Annotated in this window: 25 protein-coding genes and 1 tRNA gene; 21 read left to right on the top strand and 5 right to left on the bottom strand. The window is 62.9% G+C overall.

Going from position 1 to position 24,913, the window contains the following annotated elements; all coding sequences use genetic code 11:
• Positions 1 to 226 precede the first annotated feature (226 nt).
• Genes rluC through sppA form a run of 3 tightly spaced genes read left to right on the top strand, consistent with a single transcriptional unit; the run spans position 227 to position 2,840 of the window.
• Positions 227 to 1,183: a 23S rRNA pseudouridine(955/2504/2580) synthase RluC gene (gene rluC, locus QMX96_RS13170; RefSeq protein WP_088514322.1), complete on the top strand. Its 957-nt coding sequence runs from the start codon at positions 227 to 229 to the stop codon at positions 1,181 to 1,183.
• Positions 1,173 to 1,850: an HAD-IA family hydrolase gene (locus QMX96_RS13165; RefSeq protein ID WP_054915813.1), complete on the top strand. Its 678-nt coding sequence runs from the start codon at positions 1,173 to 1,175 to the stop codon at positions 1,848 to 1,850. The genes rluC and QMX96_RS13165 overlap by 11 nt, the downstream gene beginning before the upstream one ends.
• A gap of 6 nt (positions 1,851 to 1,856) precedes the next feature.
• Entirely contained in the window at positions 1,857 to 2,840 is a 984-nt protein-coding gene (sppA, locus tag QMX96_RS13160) for a signal peptide peptidase SppA (protein WP_058541100.1), read from the top strand.
• Positions 2,841 to 2,904: 64 nt separating this feature from the next.
• Here the strand turns inward: sppA and QMX96_RS13155 are convergent, their stop codons facing one another.
• Positions 2,905 to 3,483 carry a nucleoside triphosphate pyrophosphatase gene (locus tag QMX96_RS13155; protein WP_043862881.1) on the bottom strand — a complete coding sequence of 193 codons (579 nt, stop codon included), beginning with the start codon at positions 3,481 to 3,483 and terminating at the stop codon, positions 2,905 to 2,907.
• A gap of 95 nt (positions 3,484 to 3,578) precedes the next feature.
• Between QMX96_RS13155 and QMX96_RS13150 the strand changes: the two genes are divergently transcribed.
• From QMX96_RS13150 to QMX96_RS13075, 16 genes are all read left to right on the top strand, one after another.
• Positions 3,579 to 4,106, top strand: coding sequence for a YceD family protein (locus QMX96_RS13150; protein WP_054915811.1), 528 nt, complete (start codon positions 3,579 to 3,581; stop codon positions 4,104 to 4,106).
• A gap of 13 nt (positions 4,107 to 4,119) precedes the next feature.
• Complete coding sequence (gene rpmF / locus QMX96_RS13145) at positions 4,120 to 4,302, top strand: 50S ribosomal protein L32 (protein WP_010223221.1); 183 nt, start codon at positions 4,120 to 4,122, stop codon at positions 4,300 to 4,302.
• Between the two features lie 30 nt (positions 4,303 to 4,332).
• Positions 4,333 to 5,313: a phosphate acyltransferase PlsX gene (plsX, locus tag QMX96_RS13140; protein WP_043862879.1), complete on the top strand. Its 981-nt coding sequence runs from the start codon at positions 4,333 to 4,335 to the stop codon at positions 5,311 to 5,313.
• A gap of 126 nt (positions 5,314 to 5,439) precedes the next feature.
• Complete coding sequence (gene fabD / locus QMX96_RS13135; RefSeq protein ID WP_100634427.1) at positions 5,440 to 6,378, top strand: ACP S-malonyltransferase; 939 nt, start codon at positions 5,440 to 5,442, stop codon at positions 6,376 to 6,378.
• Positions 6,379 to 6,394: 16 nt separating this feature from the next.
• Positions 6,395 to 7,135 (top strand): 3-oxoacyl-ACP reductase FabG, encoded by a 741-nt coding sequence (gene fabG, locus QMX96_RS13130; protein ID WP_043862877.1) that lies wholly within the window; start codon positions 6,395 to 6,397, stop codon positions 7,133 to 7,135.
• A gap of 195 nt (positions 7,136 to 7,330) precedes the next feature.
• The gene (gene acpP / locus QMX96_RS13125) at positions 7,331 to 7,567 is read left to right on the top strand and encodes an acyl carrier protein (RefSeq protein WP_003175607.1); all 237 of its coding nucleotides are present in this window, start codon (positions 7,331 to 7,333) and stop codon (positions 7,565 to 7,567) included.
• A gap of 104 nt (positions 7,568 to 7,671) precedes the next feature.
• Entirely contained in the window at positions 7,672 to 8,916 is a 1,245-nt protein-coding gene (fabF, locus tag QMX96_RS13120; protein WP_043862876.1) for a beta-ketoacyl-ACP synthase II, read from the top strand.
• On the top strand, positions 8,916 to 9,731 hold the full coding sequence (pabC, locus tag QMX96_RS13115; RefSeq protein ID WP_058541074.1) for an aminodeoxychorismate lyase: 816 nt from the start codon (positions 8,916 to 8,918) through the stop codon (positions 9,729 to 9,731). The genes fabF and pabC overlap by 1 nt, the downstream gene beginning before the upstream one ends.
• A gap of 3 nt (positions 9,732 to 9,734) precedes the next feature.
• The gene (gene mltG, locus QMX96_RS13110) at positions 9,735 to 10,886 is read left to right on the top strand and encodes an endolytic transglycosylase MltG (RefSeq protein WP_078479734.1); all 1,152 of its coding nucleotides are present in this window, start codon (positions 9,735 to 9,737) and stop codon (positions 10,884 to 10,886) included.
• A gap of 19 nt (positions 10,887 to 10,905) precedes the next feature.
• Entirely contained in the window at positions 10,906 to 11,538 is a 633-nt protein-coding gene (gene tmk / locus QMX96_RS13105; protein WP_054915807.1) for a dTMP kinase, read from the top strand.
• A complete protein-coding gene (locus QMX96_RS13100) occupies positions 11,531 to 12,517 on the top strand; it encodes a DNA polymerase III subunit delta' (RefSeq protein WP_058541076.1) in 987 nt (328 codons plus the stop codon). Before tmk ends, QMX96_RS13100 begins: the two co-directional genes overlap by 8 nt.
• Before the next feature lie 43 nt (positions 12,518 to 12,560).
• Entirely contained in the window at positions 12,561 to 13,349 is a 789-nt protein-coding gene (locus QMX96_RS13095; RefSeq protein ID WP_054915805.1) for a TatD family hydrolase, read from the top strand.
• 434 nt (positions 13,350 to 13,783) lie between these two features.
• Positions 13,784 to 14,422, top strand: coding sequence for a TetR/AcrR family transcriptional regulator (locus QMX96_RS13090; RefSeq protein ID WP_054915804.1), 639 nt, complete (start codon positions 13,784 to 13,786; stop codon positions 14,420 to 14,422).
• A gap of 105 nt (positions 14,423 to 14,527) precedes the next feature.
• Positions 14,528 to 15,496 (top strand): radical SAM protein, encoded by a 969-nt coding sequence (locus QMX96_RS13085; RefSeq protein ID WP_043862869.1) that lies wholly within the window; start codon positions 14,528 to 14,530, stop codon positions 15,494 to 15,496.
• Positions 15,497 to 15,574: 78 nt separating this feature from the next.
• Positions 15,575 to 16,177, top strand: a complete 603-nt coding sequence (locus tag QMX96_RS13080; protein ID WP_043862868.1) for a DUF4823 domain-containing protein — start codon at positions 15,575 to 15,577, stop codon at positions 16,175 to 16,177.
• A gap of 10 nt (positions 16,178 to 16,187) precedes the next feature.
• Positions 16,188 to 16,748: a DUF1285 domain-containing protein gene (locus tag QMX96_RS13075; RefSeq protein WP_043862867.1), complete on the top strand. Its 561-nt coding sequence runs from the start codon at positions 16,188 to 16,190 to the stop codon at positions 16,746 to 16,748.
• Between the two features lie 125 nt (positions 16,749 to 16,873).
• On the opposite strand, the gene QMX96_RS13070 is transcribed toward QMX96_RS13075, so the two are convergent.
• A tRNA-Asn gene (locus QMX96_RS13070) sits at positions 16,874 to 16,949 on the bottom strand.
• Positions 16,950 to 17,010: 61 nt separating this feature from the next.
• Positions 17,011 to 18,207: an amino acid aminotransferase gene (locus tag QMX96_RS13065; protein ID WP_078479732.1), complete on the bottom strand. Its 1,197-nt coding sequence runs from the start codon at positions 18,205 to 18,207 to the stop codon at positions 17,011 to 17,013.
• Positions 18,208 to 18,501: 294 nt separating this feature from the next.
• Between QMX96_RS13065 and uvrB the strand changes: the two genes are divergently transcribed.
• Entirely contained in the window at positions 18,502 to 20,517 is a 2,016-nt protein-coding gene (gene uvrB / locus QMX96_RS13060) for an excinuclease ABC subunit UvrB (protein ID WP_043862865.1), read from the top strand.
• A gap of 103 nt (positions 20,518 to 20,620) precedes the next feature.
• On the opposite strand, the gene QMX96_RS13055 is transcribed toward uvrB, so the two are convergent.
• Both QMX96_RS13055 and QMX96_RS13050 read right to left on the bottom strand, forming a co-directional pair.
• Positions 20,621 to 22,111 (bottom strand): MDR family MFS transporter, encoded by a 1,491-nt coding sequence (locus QMX96_RS13055; protein ID WP_173925078.1) that lies wholly within the window; start codon positions 22,109 to 22,111, stop codon positions 20,621 to 20,623.
• Between the two features lie 49 nt (positions 22,112 to 22,160).
• Positions 22,161 to 23,201 carry an HlyD family secretion protein gene (locus tag QMX96_RS13050; protein ID WP_282361883.1) on the bottom strand — a complete coding sequence of 347 codons (1,041 nt, stop codon included), beginning with the start codon at positions 23,199 to 23,201 and terminating at the stop codon, positions 22,161 to 22,163.
• Positions 23,202 to 23,344: 143 nt separating this feature from the next.
• Here QMX96_RS13050 and gltX point away from each other — a divergent pair, with 143 nt between their 5' ends.
• Complete coding sequence (gene gltX, locus QMX96_RS13045; protein WP_043862862.1) at positions 23,345 to 24,826, top strand: glutamate--tRNA ligase; 1,482 nt, start codon at positions 23,345 to 23,347, stop codon at positions 24,824 to 24,826.
• Positions 24,827 to 24,913: the final 87 nt, after the last annotated feature.

Raw genomic sequence — 24,913 nt, 5'->3', positions numbered from 1 at the left:
CTTGTTGTTTTTTATCGGTCTTCTCTCATCGGCGCTGGTAGCGATTCCAGGCACTTCTGTAAACTGGCGAAAGCCCCGTCGGACGGCCTCGCGTCCTCGAGAATTGCGTAGGTCAGGGCCGGCTCAAAGCCATTGGTCCGCTGGCCAGCCGCTTTTGGCGGCGTTCGCGACTATAGCAGCAATCATTAAGTGCTTCAAATCCATAAAAAATTGTTATGATTCGCAAATGACGACTACTACCCCTCCGACCTCCGGCGTCCAGCTGATCGAGGTCGCGCCGGAACTTGCCGGCCAACGGATCGACAACTTCCTGATCACTGCACTCAAGGGCGTTCCCAAGACCTTGATTTATCGCATTTTGCGCAAAGGCGAAGTGCGGGTAAACAAGGGACGGATCAAGCCAGAGTACAAATTGCAGGCCGGCGATATCGTGCGCGTGCCGCCCGTTCGTCTGCCTGAGCGTGACGAGCCGGTGCCGCTGGCACAGGGCCTGCTTCAGCGACTCGAAGCGGCCATCGTGTACGAAGACAAGGCCCTTATCGTGCTCAACAAGCCTGCTGGCATCGCCGTGCACGGCGGCAGCGGGCTGAACTACGGTGTGATCGAAGCCTTTCGTCAGTTGCGCCCGGATACCAAGGAGCTGGAGCTGGTGCATCGGCTCGATCGCGATACCTCCGGTCTGCTGATGATCGCCAAGAAGCGCAGCATGTTGCGCCATCTGCATGCCGCGTTGCGCGGTGACGGCGTCGACAAGCGCTACATGGCGCTGGTGCGTGGTCACTGGGCCACGGCCAAGAAGCAGGTCAATGCGCCGCTGCTCAAGAGCAACCTGCGTTCCGGCGAGCGGATGGTGGAAATCAACGACGAAGGCAAGGAGGCGCTCACCCTGTTTCGCGTGCTGCGCCGTTTCGGCGATTTCGCGACCATGGTCGAGGCACGCCCGATTACTGGCCGTACCCACCAGATTCGCGTGCATGCCCTGCATGCCGGGCATTGCATCGCCGGCGACAGCAAGTATGGCGACGAGGATTTCACTCGCGAGATCCGCGAGCTGGGCGGCAAGCGCCTGTTCCTGCATGCCTATGCGCTGACCGTGCCGTTGCCCGATGGCGGCGAGCTGAAGCTGGAGGCGCCGGTGGACGACATGTGGGCCAAGACCGTGGAGCGTTTGAGTGCGCCGTGATTACGACCTGCTGATCTTCGATTGGGACGGCACGCTGGCCGATTCGATCGGGCGCATCGTCGAAGCGATGCATCGCTCGGCCGAGCGTGCCGGCTATGCGCTGTGCTCGGACGAGGCGGTCAAGGGCATCATCGGCCTGGCGCTGCCCGAGGCGATCAGCACGCTGTACCCGCATCTGGATCAGCCTGAAGTCATGGCGTTTCGTCAGCATTACGCCGACATCTATATGGCCCTGGATACCCAGCCGTCGCCGTTGTATCCCGGCGTGGTCGAGGCCCTCGAGTCGTTCAGGGCCGATGGCTATCGCCTGGCAGTCGCTACCGGCAAGGCGCGTCGCGGCCTGGACCGGGTGCTGGTGGCCAATGGCTGGGAAACGTTCTTCGACATTACCCGGGCTGCCGACGAAACCATGGGCAAGCCGCACCCGCGCATGCTCGAGGAGATCCTGGCCCATTGCCAGGTGCCGGCGAGCCGTGCGTTGATGGTGGGCGATTCGTCGTTCGACCTGCTGATGGCGCGCAATGCCGGCATGCATTCGGTGGCGGTGGGGCATGGGGCGCTCTCGCTCGAGGCGTTGAGCGTTTACGAGCCGCAGTTGTCCATACAGCACTTTTCACAATTGCAGGCGTGGCTAGGCCGAACCGCTGCAATCGAATTTCCAGGGTAGGTGAGCATGACTGACGAGTGGAAGGCGCCTGACGCCGAAAAGAACGAAGAGCGCACCAGCTGGAAGCTGCTCGAGAAGACCTTGCTGGCGGGCGTGCAGGAGCAGCGTCGGGCCCGGCGCTGGGGTATTTTTTTCAAGCTGCTGACGTTCGTGTACCTGTTCGGCATCCTGGCCCTGTTTTCGCCGCTGATGGATATCGACAAGACCGCCGCCCGTGGCGCGAGCCATACGGCGCTGATCGAGGTGCGCGGGATCATTGCGGACAAGGAGCCGGCCAGCGCCGACAACGTGATAGCCAGCCTGCGTGCGGCCTTCGACGACGCCAAGACCAAGGCGGTGGTGCTGCGTATCAACAGCCCGGGCGGCAGCCCCGTGCAGTCTGGCTACATCTATGACGAGATTCGTCGTCTGCAGGCCGCCAAGCCGTCGGTCAAGGTGTACGCGGTCATCAGCGACCTGGGTGCGTCGGGTGCCTACTATATCGCCAGTGCGGCTGACCAGATCTATGCCGACAAGGCCAGCCTGGTGGGCTCGATTGGTGTGACGGCAGCTGGCTACGGCTTTGTCGGCACCATGGAGAAGCTGGGTGTCGAGCGTCGTACCTATACGGCGGGTGAGCACAAGGCCTTCCTTGATCCATTCCAGCCGCAGAAACCGGACGAAACGGCCTTCTGGCAGGGTGTGCTGGACACCACCCACAAGCAGTTCATTGCCAGTGTGAAGCAGGGGCGCGGCGAGCGGCTCAAGGACAAGGAGCATCCCGAGCTGTTCAGCGGGCTGATCTGGTCGGGTGAGCAGGCCGTGCAGCTGGGGCTGGTGGACGCCCTGGGCAATGCCGATTATGTGGCGCGTGAGGTGGTGGGGGAGAAGACCCTGGTTGATTTCACCGTCGAAGAGTCGCCGTTTGATCGCTTCTCCAAGCGCCTGGGTGCCAGCGTCGCCGAGCACCTGGCTATGTGGATGGGCTTTCAGGGGCCGGCACTGCGCTGAGAGTGCTGATTAATGAAAAACCGGCCAGATGGCCGGTTTTTTTATTGCCGGTATTGCCTTGCCTTCACGGTATGCTCACCCCTTCCTTGAGCAGCATGTCGACCAGTCGGATCAGCGGAAGTCCCACCAGGCTGGTGGCATCGCAGCCGTGGGTGCTTTGGAACAGGCTCACCCCCAGCCCTTCGCACTTGAAGCTGCCGGCGCAGTCATAGGGTTGCTCGGCGTGCAGGTAGCGTTCGATGCGTGGCAGGTCCAGTTCGCGCATGTGCACGGTAAATGGCACGCAATCGACCTCGCAATGGCCGCTCTGGGTATTGAGCAGCGCCACGCCGGTCAGGAAGGTGACGTGATTGCCGCTCGCAGCCAGCAATTGCTCGCAGGCCTTTTCGAAGGTGTGTGGCTTGCCCAGAATCTGTTCGCCCAGTACGGCAACCTGGTCGGAGCCGATGATAAGATGCCCCGGATGGCTGGCAGCCAATGCCTCGGCCTTGTGCCTGGCCAGGCGCTTGACCAGCTCTGGGGCGGGCTCTTCGCCGATGCGCTGTTCGTCGATATCGGGCGCTGCCCAGGCAAAGGGCAGTTGCAGTCGCGCCAGCAATTCGCGCCGGTAGGGTGAGCTGGAAGCCAGTAACAAGGGCAGCATGATGAACTCCTGAGCAGGTGCGCCGATTCTAACATGTTGAACGGGGCCGAATTTCCTTTGACAGGGGCGGGGGGCATCCCTAGAATGCTGCGCCTATGTTGAATGACCCGATTCCACCTCACGTTGACCCGCGCAAATTGGCCGATCGTGGTGTTTCTCTCGAAGGAACGCTGCTACTCGCCGATTTGGAGAGACTCTGCGACCCGCTTTCCGACGATGTCGGTACGGTGCAGGCTAAATTCGATTTTGAGCGAGACGAACAGAAAACGGTGGTTATCCACAGTGCTCTGACCGTCGAGGTCAAGATGGTTTGCCAGCGTTGTCTTGAGCTGGTCACCCTGCCGATCCACAGCGAATCTACATATGCTGTGGTGAAAGAGGGTGCGAATACCCAGTCGTTACCGAAAGGTTATGACGTGCTGGAACTGGGCGAAGATCCTTTGGATCTGCAAGCATTGGTCGAGGAAGAGCTTCTGCTCGCCTTGCCCATCGTGCCTGCTCATCATCCGGAAGAATGCCAGCAGCCGGCGGGCGCCGATGAGCCCGAACCGAGCAAGGACGAGGTAACGCGGTCCAACCCGTTCAGTGTATTGGCGCAGTTAAAGCGTGACCCAAACGTTTAGGAGTTAATCAATTATGGCTGTTCAGCAGAACAAAAAATCCCGCTCTGCCCGTGACATGCGCCGTTCGCACGACGCTCTCTCGGAAAACGCTCTGTCCGTAGAGAAAACCACTGGTGAAGTGCACCTGCGTCACCACGTATCGCCAGAAGGCGTATACCGTGGTCGCAAAGTGATCGACAAGGGCGCTGACGAGTAATCCTTGTCCGCTCAGATCGCGATTGACGCAATGGGCGGGGACTTCGGTCCCCGCAGCATTGTTCAGGCCAGCATTGCTTGCCTGTCGGCTACTCCCTCGCTGCACCTGACCCTCGTCGGTCAACCCTCCCTCCTTGAAGATCTGATCGCTGGCCAGTCGGCAGCGGATCGCGCGCGCCTGCATATTGTGCCGGCCAGCGAAGTGATCGGCATGGACGAGCGGCCGTCCCAGGCGCTGCGTGGCAAGCCCGACTCGTCGATGCGCGTGGCCCTCGAACTATTGCGTGATGGCAAGGTGCAGGCCTGTGTGAGCGCCGGCAACACCGGCGCGCTGATGGCGTTGTCGCGCTATGTGCTCAAGACCCTGCCCGGCATCGATCGGCCTGCGATGGTGGCGGCCATACCGACCCAGACTGGCTATTGCCAGCTGCTTGACCTGGGGGCCAACGTCGACTGCAGCGCCGAGCACCTGTTCCAGTTCGCCGTGATGGGCTCGGTGGCGGCGCAAGCGCTGGGCATTTCCCGGCCGCGTGTGGCGCTGCTCAACATCGGTACCGAAGACATCAAGGGCAACCAGCAGGTCAAGCTGGCTGCGACGCTGCTGCAAAATGCCCGCGGCCTCAACTACATCGGCTTTGTCGAAGGCGATGGCCTGTACCGTGGCGAAGCGGATGTGGTGGTGTGCGACGGCTTTGTCGGCAATATCCTGCTCAAGTCCAGCGAAGGCTTGGCCACCATGATCGGTGGGCGCATCGAGGCGCTGTTCAAGCGTGGCCTGATGGCGCGGGCGGTAGGTGCCCTTGCGATGCCGCTGCTCAGTCGCCTGAAGGCCGACCTTGCGCCGGCACGCCACAATGGCGCGAGTTTTCTCGGCCTGCAGGGCATCGTTATCAAGAGTCATGGCTCGGCGGGTGTGCAGGGTTTCCAGAGCGCGATACAGCGGGCGCTGATCGAGATCCAGGAGAACCTGCCGCAGCGCTTGCACGGCCGTCTGGAGGATCTGCTGCCTTAGGCATCGGCACAACGACGTGCATAAATGTGACCGCTTGGTTCTCGTTACCATCCAATTGTCAGTTTTCTCGCGCTCAGCCCCGGCTGGGCGCTATTTTCGACGACAAGATCATTAGGGGCTTGTTCAATGTCTGCATCCCTCGCATTCGTCTTTCCTGGCCAAGGTTCGCAGTCGCTCGGCATGCTTGCCGAGCTGGGCGCCCAGTACCCGCTGGTCATCGATACCTTCCGTGAGGCCTCCGAGGCTCTCGGTTACGACCTGTGGGCACTGACCCAGCAGGGCCCGGAAGAACAACTCAACCAGACGGACAAAACCCAGCCGGCCATCCTGACCGCCTCGATCGCCCTGTGGCGCCTGTGGCTGGCCGAAGGTGGCGCGCGCCCTGCATTCGTTTCCGGGCACAGCCTGGGTGAATACAGTGCGCTGGTGGCTGCCGGCAGCCTGAGCCTGGGTGACGCGGTCAAGCTGGTCAAGCGTCGCGGCGAGCTCATGCAGGAGGCCGTGCCGGCCGGGCAGGGCGCCATGGCTGCGATTCTGGGCCTGGATGACGCCGTGGTCGTGGACCTGTGTGCTCAGGCTGCGCAGGGTGAGGTGGTCAGTGCGGTCAACTTCAACTCCCCGGGCCAGGTTGTCATTGCCGGTGCCAAGGCTGCTGTAGAGCGCGCCATGGAAGCCTGCAAGGCCGCCGGCGCCAAACGTGCGCTGCCGCTGCCGGTCAGCGTGCCGTCGCACTGCGAGCTGATGCGCCCGGCCGCCGAGCGGTTTGCCGAATCGGTGAACGCCATCGACTGGCAGGCCCCGCAGATCCCGCTGGTGCAGAACGTCAGTGCGGGCGTGGCTGGCGATCTCGATACCCTCAAACGCGACCTGCTGGAGCAGCTGTACAAGCCGGTACGCTGGGTCGAATGCGTGCAGACCCTGGCCGCCAATGGCGCGGTGCAACTGGTCGAGTGCGGCCCCGGCAAGGTGCTGGCCGGCTTGAACAAGCGCTGCGCCGACGGCGTGAACACCTTCAACCTCAATACCCCGGATGCTTTCGCCGCCACCCGTGCGGCGCTGGCCTGATTTAGGAGAAACTTGCATGAGCCTGCAAGGTAAAGTTGCACTGGTCACCGGCGCCAGCCGTGGCATTGGCCAGGCGATCGCCCTGGAACTGGGGCGTCTGGGCGCCACCGTCATCGGTACCGCCACGTCCGCCTCCGGCGCCGAGCGTATTGCCGCGACCCTCAAGGAGCACGGCATCGCCGGTACCGGGCTGGAGCTGAACGTGACCAGCGACGAGTCGGTCACCGCCACCCTCGCTTCTATCCAGGTGCAGTTCGGTGCGCCGACCATCCTGGTCAACAACGCCGGCATCACCCGCGACAACCTGATGCTGCGCATGAAAGACGACGAGTGGTTCGACGTCATCGATACCAACCTCAACAGCCTCTACCGTCTGTCCAAGGGCGTGCTGCGCGGCATGACCAAGGCGCGCTGGGGTCGTATCATCAGCATCGGTTCGGTCGTTGGGGCCATGGGTAACGTCGGCCAGGTCAACTACGCCGCCGCCAAGGCCGGCCTGGAAGGCTTCAGCCGCGCCCTGGCGCGTGAAGTCGGCTCCCGTGCGATCACCGTGAACTCGGTAGCGCCGGGTTTCATCGATACCGACATGACCCGCGAACTGCCAGAGGCACAGCGTGAAGCGCTGCAAAACCAGATTCCGCTGGGTCGTCTGGGCCAGGTCGACGAAATCGCGAAAGTGGTTGCGTTCCTGGCCTCTGACGGCGCAGCTTACGTGACCGGTGCTACTGTCCCGGTCAACGGCGGGATGTACATGTAGTTAAATGTGACGGATTGCTTCAAAAAAATGTCATACGAGCTGTCTAAAATCCGTTATAAAGCTGCAACCAAATTCTAGGCGGCAGGTGGGTGTGAAGTTCGAGGGATGCATTACGCTTGAAAAGCGGGCGTCTTTCTATAAACTTACACACCGGCCAGCTGCCTGACATATATCCATTAGGAGTGAAAACTAGGTATGAGCACCATCGAAGAACGCGTCAAGAAAATCGTCGCCGAGCAACTGGGCGTTAAAGAAGAAGAAGTGGTCAACACCGCTTCCTTCGTAGAAGATCTGGGTGCCGATTCCCTTGACACCGTTGAGCTGGTGATGGCTCTGGAAGAGGAATTCGAGACCGAAATCCCTGACGAAGAAGCCGAGAAGATCACTACTGTTCAAGCAGCCATCGACTACGTCACCAGCCACCAGGCTTAAGACTTTGTAGTCGTCGCTTCTTGTCATGGAAAAACCGCACTGCCGTTACTGGCGTGCGGTTTTTTCTTTGCATGAGATGTAGACCATAGAATAAGGAGAGTGCTGTGTCGCGTAGACGCGTCGTGGTCACCGGTATGGGTATGCTGTCGCCACTGGGCACGGATGTGCCAAGCAGTTGGCAAGGCATTCTGGCTGGCCGCAGTGGCATAGGTCTGATCGAGCATACTGACCTGTCTGCCTACTCCACCCGTTTTGGCGGCTCGGTAAAGGGCTTTGAAGTCGAGCAGTACCTGTCGGTCAAGGAAGCCCGCAAGCTCGATCTGTTCATTCAATACGGCCTGGCGGCCGGGTTCCAGGCGGTGCGCAATGCCGGGCTGGAAGTCACCGATGCCAACCGTGAGCGTATCGGCGTGGCCATGGGTTCGGGCATCGGCGGCCTGACCAATATCGAAGAAACCAGCCGGACCTTGCACGAGCAAGGCCCGCGGCGCATTTCGCCGTTCTTCGTGCCAGGCTCGATCATCAACATGATTTCCGGTTTCCTGTCGATCCACCTGGGTGTACAGGGGCCCAACTACGCCATTGCCACTGCCTGCACCACGGGCACGCACTGCATCGGCATGGCGGCGCGCAATATCGCCTACGGCGAAGCCGACGTGATGATCGCCGGTGGCGCAGAGATGGCGGCCTGTGGCCTGGGTATGGGCGGTTTTGGCGCTTCGCGTGCGCTGTCGACGCGCAACGACGAGCCAACCCGTGCCAGCCGGCCGTGGGACAAGGGCCGTGACGGTTTCGTGCTGTCCGACGGTGCCGGTGCGCTGGTGCTCGAAGAGCTCGAGCACGCCAAGGCGCGGGGCGCGACCATCTATGCCGAACTGGTTGGTTTTGGCATGAGCGGCGACGCCTACCACATGACTTCGCCACCCGACAACGGCGCCGGTGCAGCCCGCTGCATGGCCAACGCCTTGCGCGATGCGGGCGTGAACCCCAGCGAAGTCGGCTACATCAACGCCCACGGTACCTCGACGCCTGCCGGCGACCTGGCCGAAGTGGCAGCGATCAAGTCGGTGTTCGGCGAGCACGCCTACAAGCTGGCCGTGAGCTCGACCAAGTCGATGACCGGTCACCTGCTGGGGGCTGCCGGCGCGGTAGAGGCGATTTTCAGCGTGCTGTCCATCAATGGGCAAGTGGCGCCGCCGACCATCAACCTCGATGAGCCGGATGAAGGCTGCGACCTGGACTTCGTGCCGCACCAGCCGCGCAACATGCCGATCGAGGTCGTGCTGTCGAACTCCTTCGGTTTTGGCGGTACCAATGGCTCGCTGGTGTTCCGCCGGTTCGCCGAGTGATGCACAGCTGGGTCGATGGCCTGCCGGCTGACGCCCTGACGTTGGGCAGCCGCGGGCTGGCCTATGGCGATGGTCTGTTCGAGACCATCGCCGTGCGGGCCGGGCAGCCCTCACTGCTGACGTATCACCTCGACCGCCTGGCGCTGGGTTGCCAGCGCCTGGCGATCGACGCCGATCATCCGCTCATCCGCGACGAGGTATGCCGTTATGCCGGCTTGCTGGGTGATGGCGTGCTCAAGCTCATTCTCACCCGTGGCGACAGTCAGCGCGGCTATGCCCCGGCTGCCGGTGCACCGCCGCGTCGCATTCTTCAGGCCAGCCCCGCCGCCAGCTACCCGCCGCAGAACGCCGAGCAGGGGGTAAGGCTGTTTGCCTGCCAGACCCGCCTGGCCGAGCAACCCTTGCTTGCCGGGCTCAAGCACCTCAATCGCCTGGAGCAGGTACTGGCACGGGCCGAGTGGCAGGGCGCCGAGTACGCTGAAGGTTTGATGCGTGATGTATCCGGGCGCGTGATCGAAGGTGTCTACAGCAACCTGTTCGTGGTGCGCGATGGCGTGCTGTACACCGCCGACCTGGCGCGTTGCGGCGTGGCCGGGGTAATGCGCGCTGCCTTGCTGGACGAGGCGCCGCGCCACGGTATCACGGCCCGTGTGGTCGACCTGGCGCTGGCCGATCTCGAGCAGGCCGACGAGGTGTTGCTGTGCAACAGCGTGTATGGCGTATGGCCGGTGCGTGCATTTGCATCGCTGAACTGGTCGCCGGGGCCGCTCACCCGTAAACTGCAGGCCATTGCCCGTACGCTACTGGATGCCTGATTCGTGAGACGTAAATTGTTGGTGCTGCTGGAGACCGGGTTGATCCTGGCCGGCCTGCTATTGGGCTTCTCGGCCTGGAAGGTGCACTCGGCGCTGGAGCAGCCGCTGCACCTGACCGGCGAGCGGTTGCTCGATGTTCCTACCGGCACCACGCCCAACCGCATGTTCTACCGCATGCAGCAGGACGGCGTGATCCGCGACGCCTTCTGGCTGCGCCTTTACTGGCGCTTCAACATGCCGAGCGTGGCTTTGCATACCGGCGAGTACCGCATGACCCCCGGCATGAACGTGCGCGACCTGTTCGAGGCGTGGCGGCGTGGTGACGTGGTGCAGTACAGCCTGACCCTGGTCGAGGGCTGGAATTTCCGCCAGGTGCGCTCGGCACTGGCCAGACATGAAAAGATCCGCCAGACCCTGGATGGCCTGAGCGACAGCGAGGTCATGGACAAGCTCGGGCACCCGGGCGTGTTCCCCGAGGGGCGCTTCTTCCCTGACACCTATCGGTTCGTGCGCGGCATGAGCGATGTCGAGTTCCTGCAGCAGGCGTACGCGCGCCTGGAGGAGGTGCTGGCCAAGGAGTGGAACGAGCGCTCCCCGGCTGCGCCCTATCGCGACCCTTACCAGGCGCTGATCATGGCCTCGCTGGTCGAGAAGGAAACCGGCGTGCCACAGGAGCGTGGTCAGATCGCCGGCGTCTTCGTGCGTCGCCTGCAGATCGGCATGCTGCTGCAGACCGACCCTACCGTGATCTATGGCATGGGCGAACGCTACAACGGCAAGATCACCCGCGCCGACCTGCGTGAGCCCACGCCCTACAACACCTACGTGATCGCCGGCCTGCCGCCGACGCCGATTGCCATGGTCGGGCGTGAAGCCATTCACGCGGCCTTGAACCCGGAGCCGGGCAGCAGCCTGTACTTCGTCGCCCGGGGCGATGGCAGCCATGTGTTCTCCGACGACCTGGGGGCGCACAATTCTGCCGTGCGCGAGTACCAGATCAAGCGGCGTGCCGACTACCGTTCAAGCCCGGCGCCAAGCGCCGGCGACACCCCGAACGAGGTTCCTGCGCCCGAGGCGCCCCAGGCTGCACCGCAGCCTGCCGAGCCCTCGGTGCAGCCGGATGTTCCCCCGGCCAGCGAACCTACCCCGCAATGACCCTGATTAAGGACTGCCTGTGAGCGGCTTGTTTATCACCCTGGAAGGTCCCGAAGGCGCGGGCAAGAGCACCAATCGCGAGTACCTGGCCGAGCACCTGCGCGCCCACGGGCTGGATGTGGTGCTGACCCGCGAGCCGGGCGGCACCCCGCTGGCCGAGCGCATCCGCGAACTGTTGCTGGCCCCCAGCGATGAGACGATGGATGCCGACACCGAGCTGTTGCTGGTGTTCGCCGCGCGCGCCCAGCACCTGGCCCAGGTGATCCGCCCGGCGCTTGCGCGGGGCGCCATCGTCCTGTGCGACCGTTTCACCGATGCCACCTATGCCTACCAGGGCGGTGGCCGCGGGCTGTCGGTCGAGCGCATTGCCACCCTTGAAACCTTCGTCCAGGGCGACCTGCGCCCCGACCTGACCCTGGTGTTCGACCTGCCGGTGGAGGTCGGCCTTTCGCGCGCAGCGGCGCGCGGGCGGCTGGATCGCTTCGAGCAGGAAGGCCAGGCGTTTTTCCAGGCTGTTCGCCAGGCCTACCTGGCCCGCGCAGCCGCCGACCCGGCGCGCTATCACCTGGTCGATGCCGCGCAACCGCTGGCCCGGGTTCAACTCGCCCTGGATGCGTTGCTGCCGCAGATCCTGGAGCGTTGCCGTGGCTGAGGCCTACCCGTGGCAGGCGACGCTCTGGCAGCAACTGGCCGGGCGCACACAGCATGCCCATGCGTACCTGTTGCACGGCCCGCAAGGCATCGGCAAGCGGGCGCTGGCCGAGCGCCTGATGGCGTTTCTGCTGTGCCGCCAGCCCGAGGGGCTTGAGGCGTGCGGGCACTGCAAGTCGTGCCAGTTGCTGAAGGCGGGCAGTCACCCGGACAACTACATCCTGGAACCTGAAGAGGCCGACAAGCCGATCAAGGTCGACCAGGTGCGTGACCTGGTCAGCTTCGTGGTGCAGACCGCGCAGATGGGCGGACGCAAGGTGATTCTCATCGAGCCGGTCGAGGCAATGAACATCAACGCTGCCAACGCCTTGCTCAAGAGCCTCGAAGAGCCTTCGGGCGATACCGTGCTGTTGCTGGTCAGTCACCAGCCCAGCCGGTTGCTGCCGACCATCAGGAGCCGTTGCCAGCAACAGGCCTGCCCGTTGCCAAGTCAGGCGCAGAGCGAGGCGTGGCTGGCAGCCGCGTTACCCGACAGTGACGAGGCCGAGCGCCACGAACTGCTGAGCCTTGCAGCAGGTTCGCCACTGCTGGCTGTCAGCCTGCAGGCCCAGGGTGTGCGCGAGCAGCGCGCGCAGGTGGTCGAGGGGGTCAAGAAGCTGCTCAAGCAGCAGCAGTCCGCGACCCAGTTGGCTGAAGGCTGGAACAGCATCCCGCTGTTGTTGCTGTTCGACTGGTTCTGCGACTGGTCCAACCTGATCCTGCGCTATCAGCTGACCCAGGACGAAGAGGGCCTGGGGCTGGCCGACATGCGCAAGGTCGTGCAGTACCTTGCCCAGAAGAGCCCGCAGGGCAAGGTGCTGGATATCCAGGACTGGATTCTTGTGCAGCGCCAGAAGGTGCTCAACAAGGCCAACCTCAACCGCGTGCTGTTGCTCGAAGCGTTGCTGGCCTCCTGGGCCCTGTTGCCGGGCCAGCGTTGAGCTGGCCTTTCGATCCTCCATTTTCAGTGTTGTCATTACGCCCATGCTTGTAGATTCCCATTGCCACCTCGACCGTCTCGACCTCGCCGCCCATGGTGGCTCCCTGGATGCCGCGCTGGATGCCGCGCGGGCACGGGGCGTCGGGCATTTCCTGTGCATCGGCGTAAGTGCCGACAATGCGGCCCAGGTCAGGGCGCTGGCAGCGCGCTACCCTGATGTGGACTGCTCGGTCGGCATTCACCCGCTGGACCTGGCGCCAGGCGAAGCGCCGGCGCTGGACTGGCTGCTCGGCGAACTGAACCACCCCGAGGTGGTGGCCATTGGTGAGACCGGGCTGGACTATCACTACGAGCCCGAGGCTGCACAGTTGCAACAGGCGTCGTTTCGCCTGCACCTGGAGGCGGCCAGGCTCACCGGCAAGCCGGTGGTCATCCATACCCGTGCGGCGCGCGCCGATACCCTGACCCTGCTGCGCGAGGCGGCATTGCCGCAGGCAGGCGTGCTGCACTGCTTCACCGAAGACTGGGAGATGGCCAAGGCAGCGCTGGACCTGGGGTATTACATTTCGTTGTCGGGGATTGTCACGTTCCGCAATGCCGACGCGTTGCGTGATGTGGCGCGGCAGGTGCCGGCAGATCGTTTGCTGGTAGAGACCGACTCACCGTACCTGGCGCCGATTCCGCACCGCGGCAAGCCGAACTTGCCGGAGTATGTGCGTGACGTGGCGGAGTTCATCGCGTTGGTGCGGGGGGAGCGTTACGAGCAGCTGGCGCAACAGACCACCGAGAACTTCAGGCGTCTGTTCCCCCTGGCACGGGTGCGGGTGGCCTGACCCCGCTGCGCGGGCGCCGTGGCGGTCGCGCGGGCAAAAAAAACCCGGGTTCTGGGGGGGAATCCGGGTTAAGACCATTAGGAGTAAAACAAAGGCGAGCGGTCCGTGTTCACCCTTATCGGCGCGTCACTTGGGGGGATGCGTCGCGCCAACACCTCAAGTATTGGTCAGGTTCGCCGCGATTCCACCAAGGGTTGATCGTTTTTTAAACAGATTTGGAATACGTGCGGCCCTGCTGAGCACGCATTGCTCTGCCGTGCGCCTGACCGCCTGGATTGCACGTCTGGGGCAGGGGGAAGGGGAGGTCCGCTTCGGGCAACCGGGTCGCCGGCCTGTTCAAACTCATCAAGAAACATAGGCATGCGCGGATGATCCGTGCATTTTTGCGCAAGTTAGGCATAATAACGGGCTTCGATTTTGATCCAGTCCTTCTTATGCAGAAAGAACCTCGTAAGGTCCGTGAGTTTCGTCGCCGAGAGCAAGAGATTCTCGATACCGCGCTCAAGCTGTTTCTCGAACAGGGTGAAGACAGTGTCACCGTCGAGATGATCGCTGACGCCGTGGGTATCGGCAAAGGCACGATCTACAAGCACTTCAAGTCCAAGGCGGAGATCTACCTGCGCCTGATGCTCGACTACGAGCGCGATTTGAACGAACTGCTGCACTCTGCCGATGTGGATCGCGACAAGGAGGCCCTGTCGCGTGCCTACTTCGAATTCCGCATGCGCGACCCGCAGCGCTACCGCCTGTTCGACCGCCTCGAAGAGAAGGTGGTCAAAGGCAACCAGGTGCCGGAAATGGTCGAGGAGCTGCACAAGATCCGTGCCTCCAACTTCGAGCGCCTGACCCTGCTGATCAAGGGTCGCATCACCGAGGGCAAGCTCGAGGACGTGCCGCCGTATTTCCACTACTGCGCAGCCTGGGCCCTGGTGCATGGCGCGGTGGCACTGTATCACTCGCCGTTCTGGAGCAATGTGCTGGAGGACCAGGAAGGCTTCTTCCAGTTCCTCATGGACATTGGCGTGCGCATGGGCAACAAGCGCAAGCGCGACCCGGAGCCATCTGGCAGCTGAATGCTCGCTGGCGCCGTGCAGGCATATACTCAGGTAAGAGGCTTGCAAAAAACTGATTTCTGAGTCAGGTTTTGCAGGCCCGATTCACACTTGCCGGAGTGCTCCATGATCGTCGACCGTCAAGGCAGACGTTTTCGCAACCTGCGCGTCAGCCTCACCGCGGCGTGCAACTATGCCTGCACCTATTGCGTGCCGGACGGCAAGCGTCTGGTCGCAGCGCAGGATGAGCTCTCGGCCCAGGCCATGGTGCGTGGGGTGGCCTGGCTGATCGAAGCTGCCGGTATCGAGCGCCTGCGTATCACCGGTGGCGAACCCCTGGTCAGTCCCAAGCTCGAAGCCTTCCTGGCTGGCGTGTCGGTGCTCGGCCTCGATGACATCGCCCTGACCACCAATGGCCAGTTGCTCGCGCGCAAGCTGCCATTGCTGCTGGATGCCGGCATCCGGCGCCTGAACGTCTCCCTTGATACCCTCGACGCCGATGCCTTCCGCGGGATCTCCCGTGGCGGGGATCTGGCCAGCGTGCTCGATGGCATGCACAAGGCCAGCGACGCCGGCATGAAGATCAAGGTGAACATGGTGCCACTGCGCGGGCGCAACCTCGATCAGGTGCTGCCGCTGCTCGACTACTGCCTGGCCCGTGGCTATGAACTGCGCTTTATCGAACTGATGCGCATGGGGCACCTGGCCAGCGACCACAACGCTTTCCTGCAGCAGTTCGTGAGCCTGGAGCAGTTGCTGCAACTGATCGGCGAGCATCACGAGTACGCCCAGGCCGATGCGCCAGTGGACGCCACTGCATTGCGCTACCGGGTGCCGGGGCAAGGCCACTTCGGCGTGATCGCCAACGAAAGCGTGCCGTTCTGCCGAACCTGCTCGCGCCTGCGTCTGTCTTCTACCGGGTGGCTGCATGGCTGCCTGTCGTCGAGCAACCGGCATTTCATCGGTGACCTGCTCGACAAGCCGCGCCACCAGGCGTTGCCGGCCTTGCAGGGCATGTTGATGAAGGCCCTGGGGGACAAGCAGGCCGTGGCATTTTCAGGCGGTGCCACGGTGATGAAGATCATCGGCGGTTGAGCCATACCCTCCAGCTGGCGCAAAACCTGCATCTGGTGGCTGTTCGCCGGTTTTCCGTCACCGGCTTCTGGAGGAAAGATGCGTAGCCTGGTTCTGCTGCTGGCGCTGATGGCGCTGGGTGGCTGCATGAATGTGAGCGATATGGGCGAAGGTGTGCGCTACCACATGAGCGACGCCGGCCTGCTCGACCATAGCGAAACCCGCCGTTCGTTGTCGGTGCGCCTGCAGCCCGACTCGTTCGTCTTCATCGGTCAGGGCGTGTTCGTGCCGCCGGGCAATGCCTATCCGCGGCCCAACGTGGTGGCCGAGGAAGCCTTCAAGGCCTTTGTCGAGTACTTCCCGCTGGTGCGACGTGCCGAGGGTCCGCTGGGGCTGGAGGATGCCTTGTCCCAGGCGCGCGACGTGGGCGCGCATTACCTGCTGTATGCGCGTTTTGCCAAGGCCGACAACCGTATCGGCAATGGTGACGAGTGGTACGATGAGCAGGCGGTGGACCGCCTGGGTGTCGACACCGGAAGAATTCAGCTGATGCTGATCGAAACCAGTACCCGCTATCTGATCGATACCGTGAGCATCCGCAGCCGTGGCGGTTTGCTGACGTTCCACGACAATCAGCCGCAGGATTTGATTGCGGCACCGCTTGAGGATTACGCTCGCAGTTTGTTGGGCATGAGCCGCTGAGGAGCAGATGATGGTGGATACCGGCAAGGCCAATGACCTGTTGGCGCAACTCCCGAAGGTCGGCAAAGGCCCGGCGCCGGTCCACCTGTGGAATCCGGACTTCTGCGGCGACATCGACATGCGAATCGCCCGCGACGGTACCTGGTACTACCTGGGCACCCCGATTGGTCGCAAGCCGATGGTGCGTCTGTTCTCCACCATCATCCGTCGCGACGGGGATGACTACTTTCTGGTCACGCCTGTGGAAAAGGTCGGAATCCAGGTCGATGATGCGCCGTTCGTGGCGGTGCTCATGGACGTGCAGGGCAGTGGTGAGCAGCAGGTGCTGCGCTTCACCAGTAATGTGGAGGATGTGGTCGAGGCCGGGCCCGAGCACCCGCTGCGTTTCGTGATCGACCCGCTGACACAGGAGCCTTCGCCTTACGTGCACATGCGCAACAACCTCGAGGCGCTGATCCATCGCAGCGTGTTTTACCAGCTGGTAGAGCTGGCTGTAACGCGCGACATCGATGGGCAGCCATGGCTGGGCGTATGGAGTGCGGGGCAGTTCTTTCCAATCGGGCAGCAATAGCCTGTCGCAGCCTGTATCGCCCCGGCAGTCCTGGCCCGGGCTGAAGACCAAAACGAAAAAACCCGCCAAAAGGCGGGTTTTTCGAGTATTTCAGAGGCTGTGCAAGCACGCTCTGAAACGATGTTTGGCTCCGCGACCAGGACTCGAACCTGGGACCCAATGATTAACAGTCATTTGCTCTACCGACTGAGCTATCGCGGAATCTGGGGCGTATCTTACTGATTGCTAAGGGGAAGTCAAGCTCCCCCTGAGCAATCAGGTGTTACAGGACCTCGACGATCGCCTTGGTCACCACGTGAATGTTGTTCTGGTTCAACGAGGCGACGCAGATACGACCGGTATCCAGAGCATAGATCGCATGCTCGTCCTTCAGGCGTGCCACCTGCTCGACGGTCAGGCCCGAGTAGGAGAACATGCCGCACTGGCGCCCGACGAAGCTGAAGTCCTGCTGTGCGCCGTACTGGGCCAGCAGCTCGACCATCTGCTTGCGCATGCCGTGGATGCGCTGGCGCATCTCGGCCAGTTCCGCTTCCCACATTGCGCGCAGCTCGGGGCTGTTGAGCACGGTGGCGACAATGGTGGCGCCGTGGGTCGGCGGGTTGGAGTAGTTGGTGCGGATCACGCGCTTGACCTGCGACAGCACGCGAGTGGCCTCTTCCTTGGACTCGGTGACGATCGACAGGGCGCCGACGCGCTCGCCGTACAGCGAGAACGACTTGGAGAACGAGCTGGAGACGAAGAAGTCCAGGCCCGATTCGGCGAACAGGCGCACGGCAGCGGCGTCTTCGGCGATGCCCTGGCCAAAGCCCTGGTAGGCCATGTCCAGGAACGGGATGTGACCCTTGGCCTTGACCACCTCGAGCACGTTGTTCCAGTCGGCCGGGGTCAGGTCGACGCCGGTCGGGTTGTGGCAGCAGGCGTGCAGTACCACGATCGAGCCGGCCGGCAGCGCGTTGAGGTCCTCGAGCATGCCGGCACGGTTGACGTCATGGGTGGCGGCGTCGTAGTAGCGGTAGTTCTTGACCGGGAAACCGGCGGTTTCGAACAGGGCGCGGTGGTTTTCCCAGCTCGGGTCGCTGATTGCGACAGTGGCATTGGGCGACAGCTGCTTGAGGAAGTCAGCGCCGATCTTCAAGGCGCCGGTACCACCGACGGACTGGGTGGTGACCACACGGCCGGCGGCCAACAGGGGCGAATCGGCACCGAACAGCAGCTTCTGCACGGCCTGGTCGTAGGCCACGATGCCGTCGATCGGCAGGTAGCCGCGGGAGGCGTGCTGGGCGGCGCGTTGGGTTTCGGCTTCGATGACTGCACGCAGCAGTGGGATACGCCCTTCTTCGTTGCAGTAAACACCAACGCCCAGGTTCACCTTGTGGGTGCGGGTATCGGCATTGAACGCTTCGTTGAGGCCCAGGATAGGGTCGCGGGGTGCCAGCTCGACAGCGGAAAACAGGCTCATTTTTACCTTGGCTCTGAATGGAGAGTGATAGAGGTCGCACGCTCCAGCCGAATGCACTGAAGCGGTGCACAAACGGGGAGTCAGTATAGTGATACCCATCGGTCACGGCGACAGTCTGTCGCAGCTTTTACTGCTGTTTTCGCGAATATTTTTCGACCGTCAGTCGCTTGCGCCGGTCAATACTGTGAAACAGGCCGTGGTTTGCCTTGAAACTGGCGCCGGGCACCACCAATTGGGTATAAGTACTGTCTATAAATACAGTTGCCTGTATCCGTTCATTTCCAGGGGTTCACCATGTCCGAGTTTCAACTCGTCACCCGTTTCCAGCCGGCGGGTGATCAGCCCGAAGCCATTCGCCTGATGGTCGAGGGGATCGAGGCCGGGCTGGCGCACCAGACCCTGCTCGGGGTGACGGGTTCGGGCAAGACCTTCAGCATCGCCAACGTGATTGCCCAGGTGCAGCGCCCGACCCTGGTACTGGCGCCGAACAAGACCCTGGCCGCCCAGTTGTATGGCGAGTTCAAGTCATTCTTCCCGAACAACGCGGTGGAGTATTTCGTTTCCTACTACGACTACTACCAGCCCGAAGCCTACGTGCCGTCCTCCGACACCTTCATCGAGAAGGACGCCTCGATCAACGACCATATCGAGCAGATGCGCCTGTCGGCGACCAAGGCTCTGCTGGAGCGGCGTGACGCGATCATCGTCACCACGGTGTCGTGCATCTATGGTCTGGGCAGCCCGGAAACCTATTTGAAGATGGTGCTGCACGTGGACCGTGGCGACAAGCTCGACCAGCGGGCCTTGCTGCGCCGTCTGGCCGACCTGCAGTACACCCGCAACGACATGGACTTTGCCCGCGCCACCTTCCGTGTGCGCGGCGACGTGATCGACATCTTCCCGGCCGAATCGGACCTGGAGGCCATCCGCATCGAGCTGTTCGATGACGAGGTGGAGAACATCGCGGCCTTCGACCCGCTGACCGGCGAGGTGATCCGCAAGCTGCCGCGCTTCACGTTCTACCCCAAGAGCCACTACGTGACCCCGCGCGAAACCCTGCTCGAGGCCATGGACGGGATCAAGGCGGAGCTCAAGGAACGCCTGGAGTACCTGCACAAGCACAACAAGCTGGTCGAGGCCCAGCGACTGGAGCAGCGCACCCGGTTCGACCTGGAGATGATCCTGGAGCTGGGCTACTGCAACGGCATCGAAAACTACTCGCGCTACCTGTCCGGGCGTCCGGCCGGCGCGCCGCCGCCGACCCTGTACGACTACCTGCCGCCGGATGCGTTGCTGGTGATCGACGAATCCCACGTCAGCGTTCCGCAGGTGGGGGCCATGTACAAGGGGGACCGCTCGCGCAAGGAAACCCTGGTGGAGTACGGCTTTCGCCTGCCTTCGGCGTTGGACAACCGGCCCATGCGCTTTGACGAATGGGAGTCGGTCAGCCCGCAGACCATCTTCGTCTCGGCCACGCCGGGCAACTACGAGGCCGAGCATGCTGGCCGTGTGGTGGAGCAGGTGGTGCGCCCGACCGGTCTGGTCGACCCCCAGGTGGAGGTGCGTCCTGCCACGACCCAGGTGGATGACCTGCTGTCGGAGATTCGCAAGCGTGTGGCGGTGGAGGAGCGGGTGCTGGTCACTACCCTGACCAAGCGCATGGCCGAAGACCTCAGCGACTACCTGGCCGATCACGATGTGCGGGTGCGCTACCTGCACTCGGACATCGATACCGTTGAGCGAGTCGAGATCATCCGCGACCTGCGCCTGGGCACCTTCGATGTGCTGGTGGGTATCAACCTGCTGCGCGAGGGCCTGGACATGCCCGAGGTCTCGCTGGTGGCGATTCTGGATGCGGACAAGGAGGGCTTCCTGCGTTCGGAGCGCTCGCTGATCCAGACCATCGGGCGCGCGGCGCGCAACCTCAACGGCCGCGCGATCCTGTACGCCGACAACATGACTGGTTCGATGGAGCGGGCGATCGGCGAAACCGAGCGTCGCCGCGACAAGCAGATGGCCTTCAACGAGGCCAACGGCATCGTGCCCAAGGGCGTGGTCAAGGACATCACCGACATCATGGAAGGCGCCAACGTGCCCGGCTCGCGCAGCAAGAAGCGCAAGGGCATGGCCAAGGCCGCCGAGGAGCGCGAGCGTTACGAGGCCGAGTTGCGTTCGCCTGGCGAGATCGCCAAGCGCATCAAGGCGCTGGAAGAAAAGATGTACCAGCTGGCGCGGGACCTGGAGTTCGAGGCTGCAGCGCAGATGCGCGACGAGATCGCGCAGTTGCGTGAGCGATTGCTCACGGTCTGACGGGCCTTTCGCGGGTCAAGCCTGCCCCCACAGGATCACATTGACGCCAAGGGCAATGGAGTACCTGCGGGAGCGGGCTTGCCAGCGAAGACTTCAACGCGGTCTAGTGCGCCTCGCCCGCCTTCAACCCCTGCGGCAGCTTCTTCGTCAACAGCACCGCCACCATGCTGATTGCCAGCCCGATGCCGACAAAATGGAAGGCATCGTTGTACGCCATGATCATCGCCTGCTGATGGGTGATCTCGCTCAGCCTGGCCAGTGCTGCCCCTTCGCTGCCCAGCTTCTCGGTCAGCAAGGTCAACCGCTCGGCCACTGCGGCGTTGGTCGGTACCACCGCCTCGCGCAGGTAGTCGAAATACACCTTGGTGCGCGCATCCAGCAGCGTGGCCAGCAGCGCAATGCCGATGGCCCCGCCCAGGTTGCGCAGGATGTTGAACAGGCTCGACGCCGAGCCTGCGTCCTGCGGCTGGATATAGGCCGTGGCAATCAGCGAGATGGTCACCATGATCATCGGCTGCCCCAGCGCACGGATGATCTGGATATGGTTGAACTGGGTGCCGGCAAAGTCCGGGTTCAATACCCCCGAGCTGAAACTCGCCAGCCCGAACAGCCCGAAGCCGATGGTGCAGAGGATCTTCGGCGAAATCACCTTCATCAGTTGCGGCACCAGCGGGATCAGGAACAGCTGCGGCACCCCCATCCACATGATCACTTCGCCGATCTGCAGGGCGTTGTAGTTCTGGATCTGCGCCAGGTACAGCGGCAGCAGGTAGATCGAACCGTACAACCCCACGCCCATGCCCAGGCTGGCAATGCTCGACAACCCGAAATTGCGGTTCTGCAGGATGCGCAGGTTGATCAGCGGGTTGGGTTTCGAGAACTGCACGATCACGAAGGTAATGAGGCTGACCAGGGCAATGCTGCCCAGGGTGACGATCAGCCCCGACTCGAGCCAGTCCTTGCGATGCCCCTCCTCAAGAAACACCTGCAGGCAGCCAAGCCCGACGCCCAGCGTCAGGATGCCGGTGTAATCGGTGCTTTTGAGCAGCTCCCAGTGTGCTTCCTTCTTCTCCAGGCCGTACAGCAAGCCGCCGATCATGATCAGGCCGGGCGGGATGTTGATGTAGAAGATGTATTCCCAGCCCCAGTTCTCGGTCAGCCAGCCGCCCAGAGTAGGGCCGATGGACGGGGCGAAGGTGGCGGTCATGGCGAACATCGCCATGCCCTTGGCGCGGTGATGCTCGGGCAGCTTGATCAGGGTCAGGGTGAAGGCCAGCGGGATCAGCGCGCCGCCGGTAAAACCCTGCAGGGCGCGGAACACGATCATGCTTTCCAGGTTCCAGGCCATCGAGCACAGCAGCGACGACACCAGAAAACCCGCCGACACCCACACTGCCAGGCGCCGCGCCGACAGCAGCTGCACCAGCCAGGCGGTCAGCGGGATCATGATGATCTCGGCCACCAGGTAGGAGGTGGAGATCCACGAGCCTTCTTCCAGGGTCGCCGACAGGGCGCCCTGGATGTCCTTGAGCGACGAGTTGGTGATCTGGATGTCGAGCACTGCCATGAACGCGCCGAGCATCACGCTCATCACCGCGATCCAGTCGCGCCGGCTGGGTTCGCCGGCGGGACGGATCAGTTGATCACCGGCCATCGGTACGGATATCGACGGTGGCGGTCACCGACATGCCCGGGCGGATCTTGCCGTGCAACGGGTTGTCGGCGGCGAAGGTCAGCTTGACCGGGATGCGCTGCACGACCTTGGTGAAGTTGCCGGTGGCGTTGTCGGGTGGCAGCAGGCTGAACTGCGCGCCGGAAGCGGCGAACAGGCTGTCGACGCGGCCTTCGATCGGCGTGTCGGGGTAGCTGTCGAACACCAGCTCGGCACGCTGGCCGGGCTGCATCTTGCCGATCTGGGTTTCCTTGAAGTTGGCCTGCACCCAGATGTCCTGATCGGGCACGATCGACAGCAGGTAGGCGCCGGCCTGCACGTACTGGCCGTTGCGTGCCGCGCGCTGGCCGATCATGCCGCTGATCGGCGCGCGAATTTCACTGCGGCTCAGGTTCAGCTCGGCCTGGGCCAGGTCGGTGCGGGCGGTGGCGATCTGGGCGTCCAGGCGCTTGAGTTCGGCAGCCAGTGCGTTGACCTGCTGGCGTTGACCCTGCAGGTCGGCCTGGGCCTTGCTCACCTGGGAGCGTGCCACGTTGCTTTCGGCCGACAGGGTGGTCACCCGTTCTTCCGAGACAAAGCCTGGCTTGCGCAGCGCCTGTGCACGGTTGAGGTCCAGCTGGGTACGCCCAAGTGTGGCCTGGTTGGCCGACACCTGTGCCTGGCCGGCGGCGATCAGGCTCGCCTGCTGCGTCAGGCGGCTGTCGGCTTGCATGCGCTCGGCCTCGCGGGTGGCCAGGGTGGCGCGGGCGCGCTCCACGGCAAACTGGAAGTCGTTGCCTTCCAGGCGTACCAGCAGGTCGCCCTTGGCCACATGCTGGTTGTCCTCGACCAGCACCTGCTCGATGCGCGCGCCCAACTGGCTGGAAACCCGGGTGATCTCGCCCTGCACGTAGGCATTGTCGGTGCTCTCGTAGAAGCGCCCCTTGAAGTACCAGTGGGCCAGAAAGCCCAGGCCGATGAGCAGAACCAGGGTCAGGAAAATCAGCAGGCGACGCTTGAGTTGGGCAGGCATGGGTACGATCGTTCCAAAAATGTAAGCAAATTTAACAAGGTTTGCCTTGGCAAACACAAGCGCCGATCGTGCCCATTGCTGGAGCCGGGTGGCCCCGTGCTGTTAACATCCAGCCTTTGTTTCACCTCTTGTTCGAGACTCTCATGACCACCGTTCGCACGCGTATCGCGCCTTCGCCGACTGGCGATCCCCATGTCGGCACCGCCTACATCGCCCTGTTCAACTACTGCTTCGCCAAGCAGCACGGTGGCGAATTCATCCTGCGTATCGAAGATACCGATCAGCTGCGCTCCACCCGCGAGTCCGAGCAGCAGATCTTCGATGCCCTGCGCTGGCTGGGTATCGAATGGAGCGAAGGCCCGGATGTCGGCGGCCCGCACGGCCCGTACCGCCAGAGCGAACGCGGCGAGATCTACAAGCAGTACGCCCAGCAACTGGTCGATCTGGGCCATGCCTTCCCGTGCTTCTGCACTGCCGAAGAACTGGACCAGATGCGTGCCGAGCAGATGGCCCGCGGCGAAACCCCGCGCTATGACGGGCGCGCCTTGCTGCTCTCGCCTGAAGAAGTGCAGCGTCGCCTGGCCGCCGGCGAGCCCCATGTGATCCGCATGAAAGTGCCGACCGAAGGCGTGTGCGTGGTACCGGACATGCTGCGCGGCGACGTCGAGATTCCGTGGGACCGCATGGACATGCAGGTACTGATGAAGACCGATGGCCTGCCGACCTACTTCCTGGCCAACGTGGTCGATGACCACCTGATGGGCATCACCCACGTATTGCGTGGCGAAGAGTGGCTGCCTTCAGCGCCCAAGCTGATCAAGCTGTACGAGTACTTCGGCTGGGAGCAGCCAACCCTGTGCTACATGCCGCTGCTGCGCAACCCCGACAAGAGCAAGCTGTCCAAGCGCAAGAACCCGACCTCGGTGACCTTCTACGAGCGCATGGGCTTCATGCCTGAAGCCATGCTCAACTACCTGGGCCGCATGGGCTGGTCGATGCCGGACGAGCGCGAGAAGTTCTCGCTGGCCGAAATGGTCGAGCACTTCGACCTGTCGCGTGTGTCGCTGGGCGGCCCGATCTTCGACATCGAGAAGCTGTCGTGGCTCAACGGCCAGTGGCTGCGTGAGCTGCCTGTCGCAGAGTTTGCCGCGCGCGTGCAGAAATGGGCGTTCAACAGCGACTACATGATGAAGATCGCGCCGCACGTGCAGGGCAGGGTAGAGACCTTCAGCCAGATTGCGCCGCTGGGTGGGTTCTTCTTCGAAGGTGCGCTCAAGCTCGACGCCAAGCTGTTCGAGCACAAGAAACTGTCGGCCGACCAGGTACGCCAGGTGATCCAGCTGATCCTGTGGAAGCTCGAGGGGCTGCGCCAGTGGGAGAAGGATCGCATCACCGGCTGCATCCAGGCGGTGGTCGAGGCGCTTGAGCTCAAGCTGCGTGACGCGATGCCGCTGATGTTCGCCGCGATTTCCGGCCAGGCCAGCTCGGTGTCGGTGCTCGATGCGATGGAGATCCTCGGGCCGGACCTGACCCGCTACCGCCTGCGCCAGGCGCTGGACCTGCTGGGTGGTGTGTCGAAGAAAGAAAACAAGGAATGGGAAAAGCTGTTGGGCACCATTGCCTGAGCATTTTTCCCGTAGGAGCCGGCCTTGCCGGCGAACAAAGCGCTGCGGTACCCGGTATTGCGCAGCGCCTGTTTCGCCGGCAAGGCC

The sequence above is a fragment of the Pseudomonas sp. PS01300 genome (assembly GCF_029960155.1).
GTDB lineage: Bacteria > Pseudomonadota > Gammaproteobacteria > Pseudomonadales > Pseudomonadaceae > Aquipseudomonas > Aquipseudomonas palmensis.
This window is presented reverse-complemented; position numbering and strand designations above follow the sequence as displayed.